This is a genomic window from Brevibacillus migulae (assembly GCF_004521915.1).
GTDB classification, from domain to species: Bacteria; Bacillota; Bacilli; order Brevibacillales; family Brevibacillaceae; genus Brevibacillus_F; species Brevibacillus_F migulae.
This window is the reverse complement of the sequence record NZ_SDKD01000022.1, coordinates 31879-53344: the sequence shown is the minus strand read 5'-3', so window position 1 is coordinate 53344 and position 21466 is coordinate 31879. Positions and strand designations below refer to the sequence as shown.

The window sequence follows — 21466 nt, the reverse complement described above, 5'->3', positions numbered from 1 at the left end:
AAAACTGCGTGAAAGATATTTACAGGCTATTGAATGAGGTTGAGACTGACGATATGGAAATAAGCGAGATTGAAAATGAAGTGGAAGTCACCGAGGTAGAAATAACGAGAGCGAAAAAACGCTTGATAAAAAATATAAGAAAAAATAAGGGCGGGAAAGCCAAGCGAATCATCGCGGCTGCAATCATTGGTGCCGCCATCGGGAGCACGGCGTATATCGGCATCAGCAATCCGGCGTATGCTGCATCTATACCGGTAATCGGTGACATTTTCCGATTTTTGGATAATGGTCGCACCGGTGTATATGATTTATACAAAGAAAATGCGAACGACATCAATATGGCAAAAGAAAGCAACGGGATTCAATTCAAGATTCAGGATGCCATTTTTGATGGGAAGACGGTTTCCTTTACCTATGAAATTACATCAAAGCGTGATTTGGGCGAAAAACCCTTAATCAGTATGCCCCCTTTGAATATACAAGGCTATACAGGCGGTCTTACAGGTAGCAATCATGTTGAAAAAATTGCAGAAGGCAGCTATATCGGACAAGCAGACTACAGCATCGATGGAGAAATGGATCGGGTCAAATGCATGATCACGTTTGATAGTATCCGCCTCATCGATACGAGCAACAAGGAAGAGATCAAGGGTAAATGGTCCTTTGCCTTCCAACTGGATGCAGTAAAGCGAAAAGAGATCATCGTGAATCAGTCCGTGGAGAAAGACGGTTTCACCATCAAGATTGATAAAATCCAGAAAACGCCAATGTCATTCGTGATGATGTATTCCCAACTGGTGCCGGAAGCATACCGGAATCATCTGGTGGACGTTACCGTTGATTTTGAGGTAAGGGATGATGTGGGGAATATTTATGAAGGCAGACAAAACGGAGGACAAGGAGATACTTCTACGGGGCTTATGAATTGGAGTATGACCTTCAAAAAGCTGGATGAGAGAGCGACGAAACTCGTAGTGATCCCGACCATATATTGTTCTGCCAACTCAGGCGGGGTTTCCTTTGATGAGAAAGGCAATGAGACAATTATCGAATCGAAACAATCGATAAAGAATCGCACCTTCTCGATGGATGAAATCACGATTGATGTAAAGTAAGAATTTCATTGAGCGGTTAGGGGACCGACACTCTTTTATTAGGAAGAAAGAAGGCAACGTGATGATGGTTCGTACCTTTGATGTACTGAAGCAATCTTATGCGAATGTAAGACGAACAATAGAATAGTTGCCTACTTGCAAAGAACCACTCCATTGTGTCAGGAGTGGTTTTGCATTTATATACTGATGAATACTTTGTGCCCAAACTGTACTTTGTTTTGATACATTACGGTGAACCGTATCATTAGTAAGCACGGTTATTTAGGGGAACTAAAGCAGCACCAGCCATGTTATGGATTGGTGCTGTTTTGAAATTTTATCAAATGAGGGAGGTATGATAGTGTTTTTTATTTTCCAATAAGGCAATGGTTTGGGCTATCTTTTCTACGCCAAATTGTATTTGATGGTCATGTACTTGAGAAATACATAAACGAATGAGATTGTCTTTCTTATATTCGGATAAGAACATTCTATTTGTATCATCAATGTGAATTCGTTGTTCAGATAATAAAAGAGCAAGTTTTTTTGCGGATACTTTTTCAGGCAAATATATGGAAAGATAAAATCCGCTATCAGGTTTCGTGTAATGTGTGCCTTGGGGAAGTAATTCTTCACAACAACGCTTGAGTAATTGCATCTTAGTAAAATAAACTTCTTTTATTTTTTTTAAATGACGATTATACATACCACTTTTTAAATAGATATCTAATGCGCCTTGTGAAAGGACGGAACTGGTAAAATCTGCACTAAATTTATAACGTAAGAAGTTTTTAATCATAATGGCTGGCAATACCACTCCAGCAATCCGTAGCCCTGGAAGAAATACTTTTGAAAAACTTTTAATATAAATTACTCTTCCAGATGTATCAAAAGAGAATAACGGATCGGATTTTTTATCCCGGTCTAATTCACCCAAAAAGTCATCTTCAACAATATAAACATCATATTTGTTTGCTAACTCTACTATTTTTTTCTTCTCATGATTTGTATAAGAATGTCCCAGAGGATTATGGAATCTTGGAATGATATAGAAAAACTTTATATCATTATTTTTAAAAATATATTCGAGGCGGTCGAAATTGATTCCATTCATCGATAATTCAATTCCAAAGGTTGTAGTTTGATGTATGTGGAGAGATTCGATCATGCCAAAATAGGTTGGTTGTTCTATGAGAATATTTTTTTTGCCGTTCGGAAAAGGCAGTGCTGTCAGTAAATGGATAGCTTGTTGTGAACCGGAAACGATTACTACACGATCGGGCTCGGTGAATACTTGTGAATTTTGAAGGTTTTTCACGATTTCTGAACGTAATGAGTGAAAACCTTGTTGATCTGAATAGGTGAAAATATCTTTCTTATACTTTTCAATTGCTTGATTTAAGCAATGTTGAAATTCAATATAAGGTATTAAATTGTTATCTGGTCCTGCAGATAAAAAATCAATCATAGCAGGATCATGAGCAGAGATTCTACATTCATTTACGATATAATAGCCGCTTTGAGGTTTAGCATATACCAAGTGTTCTTTTTCTAACTCACTGTAAGCCTTAATAACCGTATTCTTACTACAGCCAAACGTTTCAGATAGTTGTCGAACAGAAGGGAGTTTACTACCGGCAACTAGAGTCCCATTTGTGAGTTGATTCTTAATTTCTTCTACGATTTTTACGTATTTTGAACTCAAATAAATGACAACCTCCTTAAACTGTACCATGACAGATTTAGAAAATAGAGATTTCTTTTCGTTTTCTGTATCCAGTATGATCTGAATTATAACAAAACTGTCACTGGATTTGATTTTCTTAAGACAGATGAAATAAGAAAATGGTTGGGGAGGAAAACGAATGGAAAAGGAAAAATTAGGATTATTGTTAGGCTTAGTGGGAGTCATCTGCTTTAGCCTAACTTTACCATTTACCAGTATTTCTGTTGAATATTTTGGTACTACGGTTGTTGGGTTAGGAAGAACAGTGATTGCAGCGATTTTAGTTGGTATGATCCTTATTGTTCGAAAGGAGAAAATCCCGACTCGACCTCAATTGAAAAGTATCCTAATTGTCACAATGGGAGCTGTCCTAGCGTTTCCACTGCTTACTTCATGGGCAATGGAAACACTGCCAGTCTCACATGGAGCGGTTGAAGTAGCATTATTACCATTAGCAACAGCAGGGATTGCGATAATAAGAGCGGGGGAGAGACCTTCATTAAAATTTTGGATTTCAAGTGTAATTGGGGCAGGAGCAGTCATTTTGTATGCAATGCATTTAGGTTTTGGAAAACTTCAATTTGCGGATTTAGCACTCTTGGCTGCAGTAATTATTTTAGGCTTCAGTTATGCCGAAGGGGGCAAACTGTCAAAAGAAATCGGAAGTTGGCAAGTAATCGCATGGGCGATTGTGATAGGAGCACCATTTTTCGTCATTCCAGTAGGTATGAATTTTTCTGTTGAAATGTTACATGCACCTATTCAAGCTTGGATCGGTTTGCTCTATTTAGCCATTGTAAGTCAGTTTTTGGCATATGTTGCTTGGTATGGTGGTATGGCTCTAGGAGGAGTTGCGAGGGTTAGCCAACTTCAATATATACAACCATTTTTAATGATTGTATTTGCCACTATCTTTTTAGATGAATCAATAACGATTGTAACAATCATAACAGCGATCATTGTGGTTGTTTCGGTAATCGTTGGTAAAAATGCTCCGATATTGAAAAAGGAGACACCGGCGGAACAAATAGAAAAGATGGATTTGAGATAAATGAGGGAAAGAAAGAATGAGTGAATAGAAAACTAGATAAAGGAGTCCCATTTGATTTCATTCAAAGGCATGCGCTGACCTCCCCACATTGATACGTAGTGACAAATAGTAAGTTTGAACGTATCAGATTGAACATTTCTAAAGAAAAACTGCGAATGGTTTGTGGATTACTACAGCGGCTTACCTTCATGGTTTATTCAAGTATGAGTGATTTCCTTCGGCTCTAACGCCCTGAAAATATAGGAAATCACTGTAACATTTACGTTCTTACCGTAAACATGGCACTCATTAAAGCGGTAACGGTTTCATTCAATACATGGTACGAGAGCAGCAGTTTTAGAATTTACAATTCAAGTAAAGAAAGGACAGGGGATCGCCTTGTCCTTTCTTAATAGATGAAGATAAACGCATGATGAGTTTACGGTTTAATCAAGGTTTACAGTTCGACTTTCCAGTTGCCCATCATCTTGGCGACTTCCGGATCGCGGTACGATAAGAAAAGACTTTCCCGCGTATCGAGAGTGGAAATTTGTTGGATGTCGTCCGCGCTCAACTCAAAATCGAAAATATCGAAGTTTTCGATGATCCGCTCTTTGCGCACCGATTTTGGTATAGCAACGACTTTTCGCTGAACAAGCCAGCGCAACACGACCTGGGCGACGGACTTGTTGTGTTTTTCTGCGATCGAGGCCAGCACTTCGTTCCCGAACAAGTTGTTACGTCCTTCAGCGAACGGCGCCCATGACTGATGCTGCACTCCTTGCTCTTTCATAAAAGCGGCGCTCTCGATTTGCTGGTAGAACGGGTGCGTTTCGATCTGGTTGACGGCGGGCACGATTTCGTTATGCACGATGAGGTCCATCAGACGGTCGGGCAGGAAGTTGCTGACACCGATCGCCCTGATCTTGCCTTCGCGGTACAGGTCTTCCATCGCACGCCAAGCGCCGTAGTAATCGCCGAACGGCTGGTGAATCAGGTATAGATCGAGATAGTCGAGCTGCAGCTTCTTCAAGGATTTGGCAAACGCCAGCTTGGCACTCTCGTAGCCGGCATCCTGAACCCAGAGCTTGGTCGTGATGAACAGTTCCTCACGCGGTATGCCGCTGCGCTTGATCGCGCGACCGACCGCTTCTTCGTTCAGATAACCGGCGGCGGTATCGATCAGGCGGTAACCGGCCATCAGTGCGTCATATACCGCGTTCTCACATTCATCAGCATCGGGAATTTGGTAGACACCGAAGCCGATGATTGGCATTTTCACACCGTTGTTCAATGTTACAGTTTGCATTGTAATTCCTCCCATTGTTCAAATGTATAACAGCAAACGGCGCTTATCCCCTGAATCGGGCACTGCAGCGGGGATTCCACTTGCGACTCATATTGAGTTACACTTAGCTTAAAACCTTCGTGTAACACGAAGTCAAACTGTTTTCAAATTTTTTTCCTAGGAGGATTTCACATGCATACGGTCAAAGAAGCCGCCCTAATAACGGGACTCACCGAGCATGCCGTACGCTTTTACACGGATAAAGGTCTGGTGCCAAGCGTACAGCGTAATCAAAACAATATTCGGATGTTTGACGAAGAATCGATCAACTGGTTGCATGGCATCAAATGCCTCAAGCGATCCGGGATGCCGATTGAAGTGATCAAAAAGTACGTAGATCTCTGTCTTGAAGGAGATTCGACCATTCCGCAACGATACGCACTCATGATGGAGCACAAAGAAGACGCGCTCGTTAAGCTCGAGGAAGCCAAACAGCACGTTGCGCATTTGGAACAAAAAACCGCTCTATATCAGGCCATTCTGGAGCACGGCACTTTAGACACGACCAATCCTGGCAACTGGGACAAAATCAAGCATATGCATAGTGACGTATTTTACACGCCCTCTGTTCAGAAGGCGTGAGAGATTTACGTGAGACACAACCGTTCTGAAGAAAATACTCGGTTTAAAATTTCTGATTGGCTTGGCAATGAACAAGATTCACAACAGTCTTGATAGAACAAACGGGATCGATAGTTTCATCAATCAACCCAAGGGGAAGCTGCCGGCATGCCCAGCAACTTCGCACTCAGTTTCTTTGAAGTAGATTGAGGTGGGATATGGCAGAGTTCCAAGTTACTCAAACGTTGAGGAGGGATAAAGCTTTTATCATCAAAGGTATTCTCTTGGAGGGACGATTAAGTAAGGGAATGGAAATTCATGTATTCCTGAATAATTCCCTACAATTGACTAGCGGTATAACGGAAATCAGGAAAGATAAGGACCATTATGACATCGTAATTGGATGCTCAGATCAAGATGAGATAGAACTATGAGAAATGCTGAATTTGAATGGTGATGTAATTAGTATTCAGTAGTGATGATTGAGGTAATGGAGATCGATAGTGTAGTAAACGCAAAAAAGGATACCGGTGTAAATGCAGGCGGTCTTTTATCAACTAACGTGCAGTTTAACGTGGCTGAAGATAAAGATCTTGACCCTTACAATTTAATTAGGACTAAATAACAATTTGGTAATTTTACTTGAATACGGTTAAGACGATTCCCCGGCAATTACCAGGAAATCGTCCTGTGTCACATTTTTTTGGCGGTTCAGCCGTTGAAGTAGTGTCCTTCTTCGAGGTCCGGGATCAGCGAGGGCTGCACCGGCCACCATCCCAGGCGTTCCTGAGTCAGTGCGCTCGACGTCGGATTGTCGGCCGACGCGGCGAAGGAAAGCCAGCCGAAGTGGGCGTCTGCCTCTTCGCGGGAAATGCTTACGACCGGCAGGTTCAGGCGGCGACCGATGACGCCGGCAATGTCGCGGAATGGCACACCCTCATCACCGACCCCGTGCAACCGTGCCCCCGCCGGGGCGGCTTCCACCGCCAGCCGGAACAGGCGTGCCGCATCGAGGCGATGCACGGCCGGCCAGCGGTTGGACCCGTCTCCGATGTAGGCAGAGACGCCCTTGTCGCGAGCAATGCCGATCAACGTTGGGACGAAGCCATGATCGCCTGGACCGTGCACTGACGGTGCGAGTCGGACGACCGATGATCGCACCCCGCGCTTAGCTAGCGCGATCGCCGCCTCCTCGGAGCGACGCGGCGTAACCGGGATCGGCTCGTCATCTTCCGTCCCGAGGCGTCCAGGCGTAAGCATGAGCGTCCCCGAGGTGACCACGAATGGTTTGTCGGAGCCCTCGAGCGCTGATCCGATCGCCTCGATCGCCTGTCTGTCTGTCTCGGCCGCGGCCGCAAAGTCCGAGAAGTCGTGAATGAAGGCCAGGTGAATGACGCCGTCCGCTGTTAGGGCGCCGCTGCGTAGGACGTCGAGGTCGTCGAGGGCGCCGCGGTGCACGTCGGTGCCGGCGGCCATCAAGGCTGCGGCGGCTGTGTCCGAGCGGGCAAGCCCGATAACCTGATGACCTGCCTCGATGAGATCGCGAACAACCGCAGATCCGATGAATCCAGTTGCTCCGGTAACAAAAACACGCATAATGAATTCCTCCCTAAAATGAAAATCATTACTAACATTTGCAATGATAAAGTATAGAGTGCACTCAATAGCAATATAGTTCGAATCAATGCTATAATAAAAATATGGAAAACAAATTTTCGAGCAAACAAGTTTCTGAAAAGACGGGATTAAGCATTCACACATTGCGATACTATGAGCAAATTGGGTTAGTTGACGGTATAGAACGGGACGAAAATGGATATCGTCTTTATTCAGAGTCCGATATCGCATGGTTTCAAGTTTTAAGTTACTTTCGAGCGATGGGGATGCCCATACGGGAGATGCAGCAGTTTATCGCCTTGCATAATAGTGAGGTCTCTACAACAACAGCACGACGAGAATTTATGGAAGCTTATCGCGGGAAAGTTATTGATCAAATGAAGGAACTTGAAAAGACGCTGAAGAAAATCGATCTTAAAATCAATTTTTTCAAAAATCTAGAGGACTCAGATAAACTACAAGAGGACAGATAATAAAACAGCGATCATAACGTGTTAAGATCTCCGTTGAGCAAAATTTAGTCGCTAATTATACATCACATATAACTTATACCGAGTCCCTTGAGAGTGGGTTAAAAGGGGATTCGCCCTTCTACTATTATTTAGAATTCATTGGTAAAACCCTTGCTATTGGTGAACTCATTCAAAGTTATCCAAACTACCGCGAAAACGAGTTTGCAAAAATCCATACCGATGTTCCTATTGATATGAGATTGCTTTTCGCGCGAGCATATGAATCCCAATATAGAGAAAATGAATTGAGGAGACTTCATGAAATTCATCAGACTGTAGCGAAACATTTAAATAAAAGAGATCCACGTCAATTCCATTATGCGAACGTTAATGCGCAGTCCGAAATAAGGGGAAAAGAAACTATTAGAAGAACAAATAATGTTCGGTCTACTTGGTTGGTAATCACTGCTTGTTGCACTAACGGAGAACACTATTTGAATCAATCAGTCTAAAACCTTCTATTAGAAGCAAACGAGAATTAATTGCTCTAATTAGGAGGTTTTATTATGAATTTAAGTGAACTTTGGCACCAATATGAAGCGGATAAGCGAATCTAAGGTTTTAGTCCAAATACATTAAAGGCTTATGGCTTGCAGCTAAAGATGCTGGTTTCACATCTCGGGGATATAGATATATCTGAAATAACCCTGAGTGTCCTTAAAGAATACCTAGCTAAGCAGTCAGATCGCTTGAAGCCAAGCAGCCTAGGTCACCGTATCCGTTTTGTGCGGTCTCTATTTCGTTTTGCATATAAAGAAACCTATTTACCCTCCAACCCTTCCCTTAAACTACGTGAGCCTAGAATGGAGAAGCAAATTCCTAAGTTCTTGATGGAGGAGGATGTAATCCATCTGAAGATATCATGTCAGACACTAAGGGAAAGAGCGCTGCTTGAATTTCTCTACAGCACTGGCTGCCGTATCGGGGAGGTCGAGAAAATAAACATTGAGGATCTGAAATGGGAGAACTGTTCTGCTATTGTAAATGGGAAGGGTTCAAAGCAGAGAGAAGTTTACTTCACCACGGAGTGTAAAGTATGGTTGAAGAAGTATTTAGACAATCGTGAGGTAAAGCACTATTTGTAACTGATACAAAACCAGTTAAGCGAATGGCCATTCCGACGCTCAGGTGGGCATTAAAACGGCTAGCAGATCGTGGTGAAATCGAGGTAAATGTGTACCCCCATCGATTTCGTCATACCTATGCATGCAAACTTCTAGATAATGGGGCACCGTTAGATTTTATCCAGGGTATGTTGGGGCATGAAAAAGCGTCAACCACACAAATCTATGCTCAGCTTCGAGGAGAGCGACGGAGAGAACTTTATCGCTGATTTTTTTAGTGGGTGTAAGCGGTGGATTCTCTATTAGCGATCCGCCGCTATTCAACTATTGGGCAGTATATTCCAATATGTGGTATTATGATGGATATGGTTCCGTTAGGAGGATATCCATGGAGAATTTCTACGAAACCCTACATCAATTCGGTGAAAAGGACTTGCGGATGTTCTTTTACAAGTTATTGAATACAGTAGATCGCTATTGTAAGGACGGTAGCATTGAAGAAAAAAAGTTAGCAGAAGGAATCGCTAACATACTTCAAAGCCATATAGATGCAGTTCGCAACTATCAATTACAAACGTATGAACTCCAACAATATGTCCATCTGGTTTTCAGTCTCTCTGATGCAGGTTCGTTAAAAGTAACTCTCAGTAAGATCGGCAAACGGAAGCTATGCCAAGTCTTAGCATTCAATGAGTTGTTTTCAGTAGGACCAATATCTAACTTAGATACAACAAATGGACAGCAGAAAAGGTTCTTTTGGTTGATGGAATACGATGGGGATTTCAGATATGGTCAACATTCGAACCAAGAGCATCAGCTTGCCAATATGGTAAACGCAGTAAAAAACATCCCCGAAAACAAAACCATCGTCATTTGGTGCGCGGATAACGCACATGATCAAACTGGCTTACGCTTCGTGTTGCATTTGTTGAGAGAACGAAAACAGCCGGTTAATGTTGTCAATGTGACGAAGCTCTTTAATAATAATGGGTTTCAAAACAAAGAAGGAGTTATTCCCTATGCTATCGGTTTAATCGATCCAAAGCATTTTCAAGCAATCGTAAAAAAATATTATGAAGGTGTCCCTCTTGATCCTATCCAAAGAAGAAGGTATGAATCAGAATGGCTAAAACTTGCGGGAGAAAATCATGTGCTCCGTCTGTGGGAAGAAGGTACTGTTAGAGGCAGTGATGAAAGTGTACTAGACGAGGTTATAATAAGGTCAGTCATTGACCTGGAGCAAGAACAAGATGTGAATGGGTTTATCAAGGCCGGGAGTGTAGTCGCTAGGGTGTTGGATACATCGCAGCAACTCATAGGGGATTCATTTATTTCCTATAGAATTTGGATCTTAGTTAACCAAGGAATTTTATTGTTTAGAGGACTACCGGGGGCTTTGCATCAATTTTCTGTTAAACTGGGCACCCGTAGATTAAGCTAACGGGTTCGTTAGCCCAACAACTCAAACACAAAGGCAGTCGCTAGTAACCGGCTGCCGTCTGCATAATAAAAAATTGTTGAGACACTCGCGGCAAGGTTCGATGCACAGCTCCTAGGGAGCACTGGGCATTGCGTGACGCGGTCTAGACTTCATTCTGAGCTTTTTTTTAGAGGTTATAGCAGGTTACCTCAAAAAGAATTCCGCCCAGAGCTGTGAAATACAGGGTGTAACCGCCTCTCATCATTCTAGGTTCATGTTCCGTTGCGATGCCGATTGTCGCAAGTTTCTTATAGAACTGGTCGACTTCTGTCATCGTTTCGACATAGAACCCTAGATGGAAGTCTTTTGGGTAAGGAGCGGCTTCGTTTTGGTCGGACTTTAATTTACTAAGGACTAGGCTAAATCCATGGCCGTCAGTCATCGCGGCAATGAAGTCTCCTTTTTGATCGGAAAGTTGAAAGTCGAAAAGATTTTGAAAAAATGAAATTGCCTCTGACAGATCATTAACACATAAATTCAAATGGTTAAGTTTCATTTGATGATCTCCTCTCAGTTAAGTAGTATTTTCGTGTAAAACTCAAAAGCTGGCTGCTTTGACGAGCGGATCGTGATTAGCGATAACCGCGATGCAATCCTCTCTGTGAGAAAATTCACGGATCCATTGCAAAGACTGAAAAGCCATTTCGTCATCGCTTGTATATCCAGGCAGAACCATTTCATTCCACGATATCTCGGAATAGCCGGCATCGGAGACGAGCAGCACCCAACCATCCTGAACGCGTACAAGTACAGAGATCAATCCATCCGTATGACCGGGAGTAAGGATGAAGTAAATGCTTCCGTCGCCGTACAAATCTTTCCCCAGTTGTAGGGGACCGAATGGAATGGGATCAAGAGAAAAGGGATGGATGGCAACCCCTTGGCACTTGGCCTTTTGATGGGCTTTTGCCCCATTCCATTCTGGCTCGCTAACGATGAAAGACTGTGCTCCTTCAAGATGATGAAGGCCGCTGATATGATCGACATCCATGTGACTTATCAAAACATATCTGAGCTGCTGAACCGGTATGTTTCTTGCTTCCAATTGTTCCCGAATGGATTGTCCTGGGGGCAGATGAGGGTGGCAGATCTGATAAGCATAAGATCCTATGGCCGTTTCTGGATCAGAACGTACTGCTTCGCTCCAACCAGCATCAATGAGAATGGCTCCCTTTGGATGTTCAATCAAATAGCAAGAAACGGGGAGCAGGAGCTGATCTTGTTCCGATCTTGATCCTACAAGTGGAACATCCATTAGTTCAGCCGTTTTAAAAGCTAAGCGCTGATCGACCTTTACTTGGCCGCAGTGTAAAATATGCAATTTTGCGAACACATTCAAGGTGCGTCACCTCCCAATCTAATGGCGTTAGAATAATCTAATGGTGTTAGAATACAAAAACGTGGTATACTTGTCAAGTGAAAGAGGTGAATGCTTTGGCAAGACGTCGTACTACCCCATTACTAAACAATGTAACCGATGAAGGAACTATACATATTCCGCTTGACCGCAATCGAATCCTGGAAACCGCCCTACAGTTATTGGACGAGATTGGCTTGAAAGAGTTAAGTATGAGGAAAATAGCGGACAAATTACAGGTAAAAACTGCGTCCCTATACTACCATGTCAAAGATAAAGAAGAGTTGATGCAGCTGCTTTCAGACCGTATCAGTCGAGAAATGGTTTGGCCGGATAAGTCCCTTTCTTGGCAAGAACAGATTTATCAATGGGCGGGGGAGTTCAGAAAGGTTCTTCTTTCCCATCGAGATGCAGTAGAGTTGTTTCATCAAACGATTGCCATGGGCTACGAACGGCTAACCCAAATCGAAAAACTATATCATTTACTGGTTTCAGCGGGTTTTTCAGACCCCCACGTTCCGTGGATCGCCTCCATGCTGAAAAATTACGTGCAAGGCTTTGCAGCCGAAGAGGCTCAACTGCAGATCATTGCACGGAACCGTCATTCTACATTCGAGGAATTGGGCGAACAGTATGACCAATTTTATCGTCAACTACCGGAAGAACGATTTCCGAATATGATTCGCTTAGCTTCCCATACCACCAAAAGCGATTGGGAGAAAGAATTTCATTTTGGATTAAGTGTATTAATTGATGGTTTTTCAGCCATACTCCTGCGAGGAAATAAGGAAACTTAGACATTTGGAGAACCGAACCGTTTTTTATACAGGTAAGATTGGATTAACGGGGATCGAAAGCTCAATAAGGACATGACGGCAACCGGCCACAACAATCGGTTGCCGTTTTTCATTGAAGGAACAGACAGGGGCGTTCAAAACCCAAAAACTACGTCCACAAACTACCCGCAGCGCGAACCGATAATTTGAGGTTAATTTTCGAGTTCGGGAGCTGAAGCCTGTGCAGAGGAGCTTCCCATTGCATTGGAACTCTGGTACGATAAAAATACACTTATTAAATGCGTTTAATAAGATTCTGCAACCGGGGTGATGTTTCTGTGAGTGAAAAGATATCAACACCGAAAGAAATGAAGAAAGCGGTTCTTAGAGGCATTCGGACGATGCTGTTGGCATCTGGAAGTGCAACAAAGGTCGAGTTAAGCGAAAAGCTGGGAATCAGTTTTCCGACAATCAGCAAGTTTATCACCCAGATGGAGAAGGCAGGCGAGCTGCTTACCGTCGGTCTAGATGAATCAAGTGGGGGAAGAAGAGCACAGCGTTACGCTTACAACCCTGATTATAAGCTGGTCGCCGCACTGTTTCTCGAGAAAACGGAAACGCAATACACGATCTATAACGCTCTAGGCGAAGTGAGGGAAAAAGGGAGTACTTGCGGTTTTCTGCTGGACGATATTGCGACACTGGCGCAGCATGTCGAGGCTTTGATCGAACGGCATCCTCGAATCAGTTCGTTGGCTTTCGGTGTACCTGGATCAGTCAACGAAGGGCGAATCATCCACATTCCTGGATATGAGAAGTTTCAGAATTTTGACCTGAAAAGTTTTTGTGAAAACCAGTTTTCACTGCCTGTCGTCGTGGAGAACGACATGAATGCGGCGGTATTGGGTTATTACGACAAGTTGGACACCCGCGAGAATCTATCGCTGATCTATCTGTATTTCGGTCAGAACGGGCCGGGGGCGGGTCTATTGGTCAACGGCCATTTAGTGCGGGGAAAGACGTCATTCTCGGGTGAAGTCTCTTTCGTTCCCCTTTATGACGGCCGAAACTTCCAACAAGCGATTACGGACGCTGGAGGAAAGCTTATCGTCATGCACGAGTCCGTCGGGGTCGATGCGGTGAGCCGGCTGGTCGCCACGTTTTCAGCGATTCTGAACCCGCATGCCGTCATCTTTTGCCGCGATGAAGTAAGTGATGATCTTCTGGATGCCATCGCAGCAAGAAGCGCTTCCTATATGGTAAAGGAACATCTTCCAAAACTTACGGCGAGCGATTGGAGAGAAGACTATTTGCACGGTTTGAAGAGGCTGGGACTGAATCTGATTATTGCTGCAGACGATTGATTTTGAGGATAGGAGCTGCATGTATGGGGACGATTTTGCTCATTATTATTTATTTGGCTTTTATCAGTCTTGGGCTACCGGATTCCTTGCTTGGTGCGGCATGGCCAGTAATTGGTACGGATCTGGAAGCGCGACTCGGGATGGCCGGGGTGTTGTCGATGACCATTACGGTCGGTACGATCGTGTCCAGTTTATTTAGCGGGGCAGTTGTGCGTCGGTTCGGCACGGGGGTTGTGACGCTCGCAAGCTGTATCATGACGGCCAGCTCGCTGGTGGGATTTTCATACGCACCATCTATCGTATGGCTGATCGTCTGCGCAATCCCACTGGGACTCGGCGGAGGTGCTGTTGATGCAGGGCTGAACGACTACGTCGCGGCACGGTACAAAGCCCATCACATGAGTTGGCTGCATTGTTTCTGGGGCGTTGGCGCTACGGCTGGTCCGATGATTATGGCCCCGTTCTTATCGGGGAATGTTTCCTGGCGAGACGGCTATTTGACCGTGGCCGGCATTCAGATCGCGTTGGTGATCTTATTAATGGTAACCCTCCCGTTATGGAGGTCAAGAGCAGAGCAGCGAGGCGCTGGTCTGGGGGTGGAGCCATCGGAGACGGAAACGTCACTTGCATACGAGGGGACGTACAAACCTCAGCATGTGACAGGTGTCAAGTATGCATTGGCATCGTTTTTGTTCTACTGCGGGGTCGAGATGACGGTGGGCTTGTGGGGCAGCAGTTATTTGTTGAAGGACAGAGGACTGACTGCTTACGATGCCGCGCAGTGGGTTTCCATTTACTTTGCGGGAATCACCATCGGAAGGTTGATCACCGGATTCGTCACATTCAAGTTGAGCAATCGGATTCTGATCCGAGGAGGCCAGATCACTGCATTTGCGGGAGCGTTGCTCCTGCTGCTGCCGCTCCCGACTGGTTTCGCTTTGGCCGGATTGCTGATCATGGGACTGGGGCTTGCACCGATCTATCCATGCATGCTGCATGAGACGCCTGTACGATTCGGGAAAGAACGAGCACAAAAGATTATGGGGTATCAGATGGCAGTTGCTTATACGGGAAGCGCCTTGATGCCGCCGCTTCTCGGTCTGCTGGCAGGGTTCTCGACCATCGGCATCTTCCCGTTATATATTGTGGTATTGGCTGGAGCTATGCTGTTATTTTCGGAGCGGTTGAACGTTCTCCTAGACAAGCGGAACGAATTTTCTGCCAGGGGTTAGCATCGAACAAACGGGAAACGCACGTTAATATGTACACCAATAGCTGCAATAGAAACGGACTGGCGGCTTCTTTACGACAGGCTTTCTTGCAAGAATGATCTTGAGTTCTGATGCAATAAAATGAGCGAATACGGGAGGGAATCCTATGATTAAATTAGTGCTAACTGATATGGACGGAACGTTCTTGAATAGCAGCGGTGATTTTAACAGGGAGCTCTACAAGGATGTAAGAAAGATGATGAGAGAAAAAGGGGTAGTTTTCGCTCCAGTTACCGGCAAGCAATGTGAACGTGTAGAAGAGTTATTGGGTGAGGATGCAGATGATTTATGGATTTTAGGGGATAGTGCAACTCGTATCAAGCATAACGGAAACTTTGTATATGAATCTCTGCTAAGCAATACATTAGGGCTGGAGATCATCCGCGTACTCGAAGAAATTAGCTCAGAACATACCATTATCGCGTGTACAAGAAATGGTGCGGTCATCAAAGATGACATTCCTGACGAGGAAGCAGCTATTGTCAGAAAGTCCTATGCGCAAATAAGACAAATCTCTAATTTTCATGAAATAACAGATGATTTTGTTAAAATTACGATTCACGACCCTTTATTAAGGTGTATGGAAACCAGAGACAAATTAAAGCCGTTTTTTGAGTCAGCTTATATTGTTGCTTCGGAAGCTGCATGGATCGATATCGCGAATGCCAATGTCCATAAGGGCACTACCGTTGAACACTTGCAGCGATTATTGAATGTGACGCCTGAAGAAACGATGGCATTCGGAGATGGTTATAATGATTTAGAACTTATGACTCGCGCTACCTATAGTTTTGCTGTCCGAAATGCAGTTCAAGAATTAAAAGATGTCGCGAATTTTATTACCCGTTCCAATGACGAAGATGCTGTAATGAAAACAATCATGCAAATGCTATCCTTACAGGTAAACAGCCATCAATAGGTTATGATCCATGTGACGGATGATGAAATCCTGTCGACACATCGGTTGAGAAAAGTCTTGGCGGAGGAAGAACCCCTTCTGCTATCTTTTGATCAGGAAGCCTGGACGGATAAGTTGGGATATGAACGGTTGGACCGTGAGCAGCATCTGCTCCTGTTCCAAATGCTGCGGGCCAGCATGCTGCCACTTCTGGAAAATCTGACGCCCCAGCAGTTTGAGCGGGTCGGGCAATATCCCGATGGTGTGCGGTACACGCTCAAAGAACTGGTTGAATTGCGCGTCCTCCATGTACGTGACCACCTCGCCCAGATCGAGAGGGTAAAGCAGGCGTATCGGGAGTATCGGGTATAACCCTACAAGCTAGTTGTGATTACAAAAACGGAGATTGAGCAGCTCAAGCATGACACGTTGGCTGTCGACCAAAATGATCGGCTGTCGTGAATGAAACAAAAAGCCAGTTCAACGCTTATTTTCTTGTGTTGACTGGCTTTTTTCACGTGTTCATGGACAAATGGTTTTGGAAGAAAAAGAAAAGGACGGACCGGAAAATAAAGTTCTTGATAGGCGGCAAGAGCTGTTGGTTTATTGCTAGAAAAGATACATCCGTACAACACCGAGAATGACCAAACCGATCGTTCCCAGCATGACCAGCGTGACTTTTCTCAGCAATTCGTGTTCGCGATCCATCACGTTCACCACGGAGGCACCGAGAAGGACACGAGAAGGGCAGGCCATGATGGCATGGGAGGAAGCGGTATTCTGTCCGTAGGCAAATACCTCCGGGATCATTCCCAGCTGTTGTGCGGTCTGCACCTGCAATTTGATGAACATGGCGTTGGAACCGGTGTTGCTTCCTGTCAAAAATCCGCCCAACCCGCCGATCACAGGGGAGATCACCAAAAATGCAGTTCCAAAAGAGGCTGCTGCCGCTTGTGCAAGCGTCTGCGTCATCGTGGACGTAGCCATGATCTCAGACATGCCTACGAAGAACAATGTCGAGCCAATGACCGGTACCCCCTGTTTCCAAGTAGCTAGAATGCTTTTCTGCCAGATACGGCTGTCAGCCCGAAACATGATAGCGGTGAACAGGCAGACCAGAAAAAGGAAGAAGCCGGGAGAGTGAAGCAAGGGTAATGCAAATTGGTAGGGAGGGAGGGTAATGACGAAATGAGTCTGCAAAAAAAGAGACAACGGTGTAAACACTCGCGATAAAAGCAGCAGCAAGATCAGGAGCAGATACGGGCTGAACGTCTTCAGGATGCCCATTTGATTGTGCGCTGCGGCCGTCGTCACGGAGACTTCCGAGGTGGCCTTGTTGGCTGGTATGCTGCCGGAATCAGCTGCATAACGAATAAACAGAAGCTCAACCGATATAGCCACAAGCGATCCAAAAACACCGGCCAACTCTACACTCAGGTAGACGTTACACAACAAAACGGATAAGGCAAATGCGCCGCTCACCGCGAGCGTTTCCCAGCCTCTGCGCTTCACACCGCTCCAGCCACCCGCTATGAGCACCGCGATAAAGGCAAAGTAGAGGAAGGTCGGAAGCGATAGGACAGCACTACCCGTACCGAGTTGATGGACGGGAATATTCCCCAGATTTGCCCCGATGATCGTGCCCAGTGCGAGCGATCCCCAGGGAACGGCGCTTAAGCTGACGAGTGAAATCAATACGGCTTTGAATCGGTCAAAACCGAGTGTAATCAGGATGGGAGCAGTGACCACCATGGCAATGCCGAATCCGCTCGATGATTCTACCAGAGGGGACAAGCCAAATGCCAGGATCAGCACCTGACGGATTGGGTCTCGCGTCGATTGAGAGATGTAGGAAGCGATGGTATCGATGACGCTCGTTTCTTTCATCAGGTGAAACAGGAGAATGCCAAACAGCAGGACGTAGGCGACAAGTGAGGTTGTCAGCGCCCCTTTTACCGCGGGATGGAGCAGTTCCGCAAGCGTGGTGTCAAATGCAGGAGCTAGCAAGGACAGCAAGATGGCTGCGGCGTACCCGGCAAGCCCAGCTCTCCATGCAGACTGTTTCCATACAAACAGCATAAGCAATATAATGACGATGGGCGAAGCCGAGAGCAAAAGTTTCAGCATAGAATCCCCCTCCATTTTTTCCTATAGTACATACACGTAAGAAGCGACAGGTGACCAAGCCCTTCCGTTTTTATGAACAATTGGGTCATTGGCAAGTAATAAAGGATTTTACTATAGGAAATTATCGTTTATCATAGTAAATGTAAACTTGACTCGTCAAGATTATTTTTCCTTTAGTCAAAGAAAAAAGGAGAGGGGCGCGAGCATCATGAGCTTTGGAAAGAATGTAAAGCAAGCTAGAAAAGAGAAAGGCTTTACTCTCCAGGAGCTCTCTGACCGCAGCGGTGTAAGTCCTTCGATGTTGTCGTTAATCGAACGAGAGGAAAAAAATCCGACATTGCAGGTGGCCTGTCAGATTGCAGAAGCATTAGACTTGACCCTGTCTCGGTTGTTGGGAGAGCAGGAGCGTCGAGAGGTGATTGTCATTCGCAGAGGCGAGCGGATGGTGTATCGGGATGAGAAGTCAGGCTTTGAGCGGCATTTGCTCTCGCCGTCGTTTCCGTCAAAGGGGATTGAGTTTGTACTGAACATCGTGCCGACGGGCAAAGAGTCGGGTATGTTCCCTTCGCATAAACCGGGGGTAAAAGAGTACATCATGGTCGCACAAGGAAAGCTTCGCGTTGAATTGGGCAATGGACATTTTGTCGTGGATCTAGAGCAGGGCGATTCCCTCTACTTTGAGGCGGATGTGCAGCACCGCTTCATCAACACGGGACAAAACGATTGCCAGTATTATTTGGTGATTGATTCGTACGGAGAAAAATGAGTGTGAATGAAAAAGACCGACTGAAATCATCCCATTTCTGCGGTCTTTCCACTGGCGTTTTGTAGACGGATACAATCATCAATCGATCTGATAGGGAGAAAGAAATGCTGGAGGAGATCACTAGAGCAATCGCTTTTTGGATCCGTGTAATATGAAAAGTCACAGAGTGTTTGAAGCACGAACTAGAGTGTTGTTCGATAATACATTACATAATAATTGTTATGTTAACAAATTGAGTGCTCTCAAATTAACAGCTCAGGCGCATACGAACTATGTTCCAATTTCTTGCTTCCGTGCGCGGTTAGCAAACGAAGAAAAAAGTGATTGCCAATTCATAGACTTCCTCTCTATTGCATAAGCAGCTGTGATTGAAACCTTTTGTGTGATGAGACGTATTCCTTCTAGGTAGACACAGAACGCTAAGGCTTGGCCACAATTCATAACGAAGCAACGCTTTTTGAAAGTAAGCAGATGGAGGGAAACTGGTTGGATATCATTCTATGGATCATTGTCGTACTGTTGTTCGCATTGAGTATCGCAGGCATTTTCCTGCCGGTATTGCCCGATACGATATTGCTTTGGGCGGGCTTCCTGCTGTATCAATTTGGGATCGCGGAACCGGGAGTCGGGCTTCCTGCGTCCTTTTGGTGGGGAATGGTTGTCATGAGCATCCTTCTCTATGGTGCTGACTTGATGACAAACCTTTATTTTGTGAAGAAATACGGAGGTTCCAAGTTATCGTCCATTGGCGCAGTCCTTGGGATTATTCTTGGGATATTTTTCTTTCCGCCGATAGGGATGATCGTCCTGCCGTTTCTATTCGTGATTGGGATTGAGACGTTGATTCAGAAGCGTCCCATCGAACAAGCGGTCAAGGTCGGGTTTGGTTCCCTGATTGCTTTTCTGGGCAGCGCGGTGGTCAAAGTGGTGCTGCAGATCGTGATGATTGTGTGGTTCTTTTTGGCGAGATAGCATAAAGAAAGCCGGATTCCTCCTTGGGAAATCCGGCTTTTTTCTTTACTGAGGCCAACTAGTGAAAGAGACGGTAGACGCCAATTACTTTTCCGAGGATCGAGACCGATTCAAGGATAATAGGCTCAAGTGTAGAGTTCTCCGGTTGTAAACGGAAGTGATTCTTTTCTTTAAAGAAACGCTTCACAGTCGCTTCATCCTCGTCGGTCATGGCAACGACGATGTCGCCGTTGTTGGCGACGCTTTGCTGACGAACAATGACATAGTCACCATCCAGGATGCCAGCTTCGATCATACTGTCTCCGGACACACGCAGCATGTACACATTGTCAGAAGAGACGACGTTTTCCGGTAATGGGAAATACTCGTCCACATGTTCGACAGCCGTAATCGGTTGTCCTGCTGTTACTTTCCCGACAACCGGAACCCGTACAATCGATGTCTCGTATTCTTCAAAATTGCGATCATCTTCACCGAGCAGTTCGATCGCGCGTGGCTTGGTAGGGTCTCTGCGGATGAGGCCTTTTTTCTCCAGACGGGCCAGATGACCGTGAACCGTCGAGCTGGAAGCTAGTCCGACAGCTTCGCCAATCTCTCTGACGGATGGCGGATATCCCTTATCCCGCACTTCCCTGCGAATAAAATCTATGATGGATTGCTGACGATTGGATAGTTTTGACATGACGACACCTCAATTTTCGCTCCATTTTTCTATATTATACCATGGGATCTTGCGTTCGACAAACATAAGTTCGTTTTTTTCTATTGACATGAACATGTGTTCGCATGTAAGATAAAACCATAAAGCGAACAAACGTTTGTGGAGGGGTCGTAAATGAATACTTATATGATGAATCATTCCAAATATAATGGCGGGCAAGTTCACCAAAAGAAAAGAATGACGCGGGGACAAGCATTGTTTATCCTGTTTTGTTTTTGCCTGCTGTGCTTTATGCTTGGCGGTCTTGTGTTCTCAGCGGAGGCACAATCCATGGAAAGAACCGGAGAAGTCCAGGCTGAGGAGCCTGCTTACAAGTTGGTAGCGGTAAAGAAGGGAGATAGCATCTGGAACCTGGCCGTTCGTTACCATGAAGAGACGGATGGAGACATACGTTCGTATATGGCGGAAATCGTCGAATTGAACGGGCTTGATGACGTCACCATCTATCCGGGGCAAAACCTGAAAATCCCAGTCAGATAGATGTACAGTTTGTTTTCATCCTTCTGTTTCCATATGATATAATGGACGGACATGGAGCAGAGGAGGTACAGCTTTGATCAGCGAAGCAGAAATCAAACGCATTAATGAATTGGCGAAAAAGGCGAAGGGTAGCGGACTTTCCACAGAAGAAAAAGAAGAACAGCAGACATTGCGGAGGAAGTATATTGATGCGATGAAAACTTCTTTGAGATCCAGCTTGGATTCGATCCGATATGTCGAAGATCTTGATGAAAATGGTCCGAAACATTAAACTCTATATAGCACGTAAGGAACAAAAGACA

General features: G+C 45.1%; 22 protein-coding genes and 2 pseudogenes. 17 read left to right on the top strand and 7 right to left on the bottom strand.

What is annotated here, in order from left to right; genetic code table 11:
• Nucleotides 1-8: 8 nt before the first annotated feature.
• Nucleotides 9-1115 (top strand): DUF4179 domain-containing protein, encoded by a 1107-nt coding sequence (locus EIZ37_RS20965; RefSeq protein ID WP_134686725.1) that lies wholly within the window; start codon nt 9-11, stop codon nt 1113-1115.
• Nucleotides 1116-1434: 319 nt separating this feature from the next.
• Here the strand turns inward: EIZ37_RS20965 and EIZ37_RS20960 are convergent, their stop codons facing one another.
• A complete protein-coding gene (locus EIZ37_RS20960) occupies nt 1435-2799 on the bottom strand; it encodes an aminotransferase-like domain-containing protein (protein ID WP_134686724.1) in 1365 nt (454 codons plus the stop codon).
• A 160-nt stretch (nt 2800-2959) separates the two neighbouring features.
• On the opposite strand from EIZ37_RS20960, the gene EIZ37_RS20955 reads away from it, so the two are divergent.
• The gene (locus EIZ37_RS20955) at nt 2960-3871 is read left to right on the top strand and encodes a DMT family transporter (protein WP_134686723.1); all 912 of its coding nucleotides are present in this window, start codon (nt 2960-2962) and stop codon (nt 3869-3871) included.
• Nucleotides 3872-4307: 436 nt separating this feature from the next.
• Here the strand turns inward: EIZ37_RS20955 and EIZ37_RS20950 are convergent, their stop codons facing one another.
• A complete protein-coding gene (locus EIZ37_RS20950; RefSeq protein WP_134686722.1) occupies nt 4308-5159 on the bottom strand; it encodes an aldo/keto reductase in 852 nt (283 codons plus the stop codon).
• Nucleotides 5160-5330: 171 nt separating this feature from the next.
• Here EIZ37_RS20950 and EIZ37_RS20945 point away from each other — a divergent pair, with 171 nt between their 5' ends.
• Entirely contained in the window at nt 5331-5780 is a 450-nt protein-coding gene (locus EIZ37_RS20945) for a MerR family transcriptional regulator (RefSeq protein WP_134686721.1), read from the top strand.
• 690 nt (nt 5781-6470) lie between these two features.
• Here EIZ37_RS20945 and EIZ37_RS20935 read toward each other — a convergent pair.
• Nucleotides 6471-7355, bottom strand: a complete 885-nt coding sequence (locus EIZ37_RS20935; protein WP_134686719.1) for an SDR family oxidoreductase — start codon at nt 7353-7355, stop codon at nt 6471-6473.
• Nucleotides 7356-7459: 104 nt separating this feature from the next.
• Here EIZ37_RS20935 and EIZ37_RS20930 point away from each other — a divergent pair, with 104 nt between their 5' ends.
• From EIZ37_RS20930 to EIZ37_RS20920, 5 genes and pseudogenes are all read left to right on the top strand, one after another.
• Entirely contained in the window at nt 7460-7849 is a 390-nt protein-coding gene (locus EIZ37_RS20930) for a MerR family transcriptional regulator (RefSeq protein WP_134686718.1), read from the top strand.
• 641 nt (nt 7850-8490) lie between these two features.
• Nucleotides 8491-8586: pseudogene (locus EIZ37_RS26660) on the top strand (integrase); the annotation flags it as partial.
• A gap of 105 nt (nt 8587-8691) precedes the next feature.
• The gene (locus tag EIZ37_RS26655; protein ID WP_328591372.1) at nt 8692-8973 is read left to right on the top strand and encodes a tyrosine-type recombinase/integrase; all 282 of its coding nucleotides are present in this window, start codon (nt 8692-8694) and stop codon (nt 8971-8973) included.
• Between the two features lie 23 nt (nt 8974-8996).
• Nucleotides 8997-9221, top strand: coding sequence for a tyrosine-type recombinase/integrase (locus EIZ37_RS26650; RefSeq protein WP_328591371.1), 225 nt, complete (start codon nt 8997-8999; stop codon nt 9219-9221).
• A gap of 119 nt (nt 9222-9340) precedes the next feature.
• Nucleotides 9341-10393, top strand: coding sequence for a DUF1835 domain-containing protein (locus EIZ37_RS20920; RefSeq protein WP_167569068.1), 1053 nt, complete (start codon nt 9341-9343; stop codon nt 10391-10393).
• Between the two features lie 166 nt (nt 10394-10559).
• Here the strand turns inward: EIZ37_RS20920 and EIZ37_RS20915 are convergent, their stop codons facing one another.
• Together EIZ37_RS20915 and EIZ37_RS20910 are read right to left on the bottom strand one after the other, a co-directional pair.
• Complete coding sequence (locus EIZ37_RS20915) at nt 10560-10928, bottom strand: VOC family protein (protein ID WP_134686716.1); 369 nt, start codon at nt 10926-10928, stop codon at nt 10560-10562.
• Between the two features lie 42 nt (nt 10929-10970).
• Nucleotides 10971-11765 (bottom strand): N-acyl homoserine lactonase family protein, encoded by a 795-nt coding sequence (locus EIZ37_RS20910; protein WP_235828144.1) that lies wholly within the window; start codon nt 11763-11765, stop codon nt 10971-10973.
• 101 nt (nt 11766-11866) lie between these two features.
• Here EIZ37_RS20910 and EIZ37_RS20905 point away from each other — a divergent pair, with 101 nt between their 5' ends.
• From EIZ37_RS20905 to EIZ37_RS20885, 5 genes and pseudogenes are all read left to right on the top strand, one after another.
• Nucleotides 11867-12586 (top strand): TetR/AcrR family transcriptional regulator C-terminal domain-containing protein, encoded by a 720-nt coding sequence (locus EIZ37_RS20905; RefSeq protein WP_167569066.1) that lies wholly within the window; start codon nt 11867-11869, stop codon nt 12584-12586.
• A gap of 317 nt (nt 12587-12903) precedes the next feature.
• Nucleotides 12904-13929 (top strand): ROK family transcriptional regulator, encoded by a 1026-nt coding sequence (locus EIZ37_RS20900; protein ID WP_205683866.1) that lies wholly within the window; start codon nt 12904-12906, stop codon nt 13927-13929.
• Nucleotides 13930-13952: 23 nt separating this feature from the next.
• Entirely contained in the window at nt 13953-15161 is a 1209-nt protein-coding gene (locus EIZ37_RS20895) for an MFS transporter (RefSeq protein WP_134686712.1), read from the top strand.
• A 145-nt stretch (nt 15162-15306) separates the two neighbouring features.
• A complete protein-coding gene (locus EIZ37_RS20890; RefSeq protein ID WP_235828140.1) occupies nt 15307-16119 on the top strand; it encodes an HAD family hydrolase in 813 nt (270 codons plus the stop codon).
• Nucleotides 16120-16470: pseudogene (locus EIZ37_RS20885) on the top strand (DinB family protein); the annotation flags it as partial.
• A 237-nt stretch (nt 16471-16707) separates the two neighbouring features.
• Here the strand turns inward: EIZ37_RS20885 and EIZ37_RS20880 are convergent.
• Complete coding sequence (locus EIZ37_RS20880) at nt 16708-18225, bottom strand: L-lactate permease (protein WP_205683865.1); 1518 nt, start codon at nt 18223-18225, stop codon at nt 16708-16710.
• A gap of 208 nt (nt 18226-18433) precedes the next feature.
• On the opposite strand from EIZ37_RS20880, the gene EIZ37_RS20875 reads away from it, so the two are divergent.
• Both EIZ37_RS20875 and EIZ37_RS20870 read left to right on the top strand, forming a co-directional pair.
• A complete protein-coding gene (locus tag EIZ37_RS20875) occupies nt 18434-18991 on the top strand; it encodes a helix-turn-helix domain-containing protein (RefSeq protein WP_134686711.1) in 558 nt (185 codons plus the stop codon).
• Between the two features lie 486 nt (nt 18992-19477).
• Nucleotides 19478-19963, top strand: a complete 486-nt coding sequence (locus EIZ37_RS20870) for a DUF456 domain-containing protein (RefSeq protein ID WP_134686710.1) — start codon at nt 19478-19480, stop codon at nt 19961-19963.
• Nucleotides 19964-20021: 58 nt separating this feature from the next.
• On the opposite strand, the gene lexA is transcribed toward EIZ37_RS20870, so the two are convergent.
• Nucleotides 20022-20645 carry a transcriptional repressor LexA gene (gene lexA / locus EIZ37_RS20865; protein ID WP_134686709.1) on the bottom strand — a complete coding sequence of 208 codons (624 nt, stop codon included), beginning with the start codon at nt 20643-20645 and terminating at the stop codon, nt 20022-20024.
• A 153-nt stretch (nt 20646-20798) separates the two neighbouring features.
• Here lexA and EIZ37_RS20860 point away from each other — a divergent pair, with 153 nt between their 5' ends.
• Both EIZ37_RS20860 and EIZ37_RS20855 read left to right on the top strand, forming a co-directional pair.
• Complete coding sequence (locus EIZ37_RS20860; protein ID WP_134686708.1) at nt 20799-21164, top strand: LysM peptidoglycan-binding domain-containing protein; 366 nt, start codon at nt 20799-20801, stop codon at nt 21162-21164.
• A 73-nt stretch (nt 21165-21237) separates the two neighbouring features.
• A complete protein-coding gene (locus EIZ37_RS20855) occupies nt 21238-21435 on the top strand; it encodes a DUF896 domain-containing protein (RefSeq protein ID WP_134686707.1) in 198 nt (65 codons plus the stop codon).
• Nucleotides 21436-21466 lie beyond the last annotated feature (31 nt).

Excerpts from the sequence above, each read along its gene's own strand:
- EIZ37_RS20955 (WP_134686723.1), top strand. The coding sequence starts at position 2,960 with ATGGAAAAGGAAAAATTAGGATTATTGTTAGGCTTAGTGGGAGTCATC.
- EIZ37_RS20950 (WP_134686722.1), bottom strand. The coding sequence starts at position 5,159 with ATGCAAACTGTAACATTGAACAACGGTGTGAAAATGCCAATCATCGGC.
- EIZ37_RS20945 (WP_134686721.1), top strand. The coding sequence starts at position 5,331 with ATGCATACGGTCAAAGAAGCCGCCCTAATAACGGGACTCACCGAGCAT.
- EIZ37_RS20935 (WP_134686719.1), bottom strand. The coding sequence starts at position 7,355 with ATGCGTGTTTTTGTTACCGGAGCAACTGGATTCATCGGATCTGCGGTT.
- EIZ37_RS20930 (WP_134686718.1), top strand. The coding sequence starts at position 7,460 with ATGGAAAACAAATTTTCGAGCAAACAAGTTTCTGAAAAGACGGGATTA.
- EIZ37_RS26655 (WP_328591372.1), top strand. The coding sequence starts at position 8,692 with ATGGAGAAGCAAATTCCTAAGTTCTTGATGGAGGAGGATGTAATCCAT.
- EIZ37_RS26650 (WP_328591371.1), top strand. The coding sequence starts at position 8,997 with ATGGCCATTCCGACGCTCAGGTGGGCATTAAAACGGCTAGCAGATCGT.
- EIZ37_RS20920 (WP_167569068.1), top strand. The coding sequence starts at position 9,341 with ATGGAGAATTTCTACGAAACCCTACATCAATTCGGTGAAAAGGACTTG.
- EIZ37_RS20915 (WP_134686716.1), bottom strand. The coding sequence starts at position 10,928 with ATGAAACTTAACCATTTGAATTTATGTGTTAATGATCTGTCAGAGGCA.
- EIZ37_RS20895 (WP_134686712.1), top strand. The coding sequence starts at position 13,953 with ATGGGGACGATTTTGCTCATTATTATTTATTTGGCTTTTATCAGTCTT.
- EIZ37_RS20890 (WP_235828140.1), top strand. The coding sequence starts at position 15,307 with ATGATTAAATTAGTGCTAACTGATATGGACGGAACGTTCTTGAATAGC.
- EIZ37_RS20880 (WP_205683865.1), bottom strand. The coding sequence starts at position 18,225 with ATGCTGAAACTTTTGCTCTCGGCTTCGCCCATCGTCATTATATTGCTT.
- EIZ37_RS20875 (WP_134686711.1), top strand. The coding sequence starts at position 18,434 with ATGAGCTTTGGAAAGAATGTAAAGCAAGCTAGAAAAGAGAAAGGCTTT.
- lexA (WP_134686709.1), bottom strand. The coding sequence starts at position 20,645 with ATGTCAAAACTATCCAATCGTCAGCAATCCATCATAGATTTTATTCGC.
- EIZ37_RS20860 (WP_134686708.1), top strand. The coding sequence starts at position 20,799 with ATGAATACTTATATGATGAATCATTCCAAATATAATGGCGGGCAAGTT.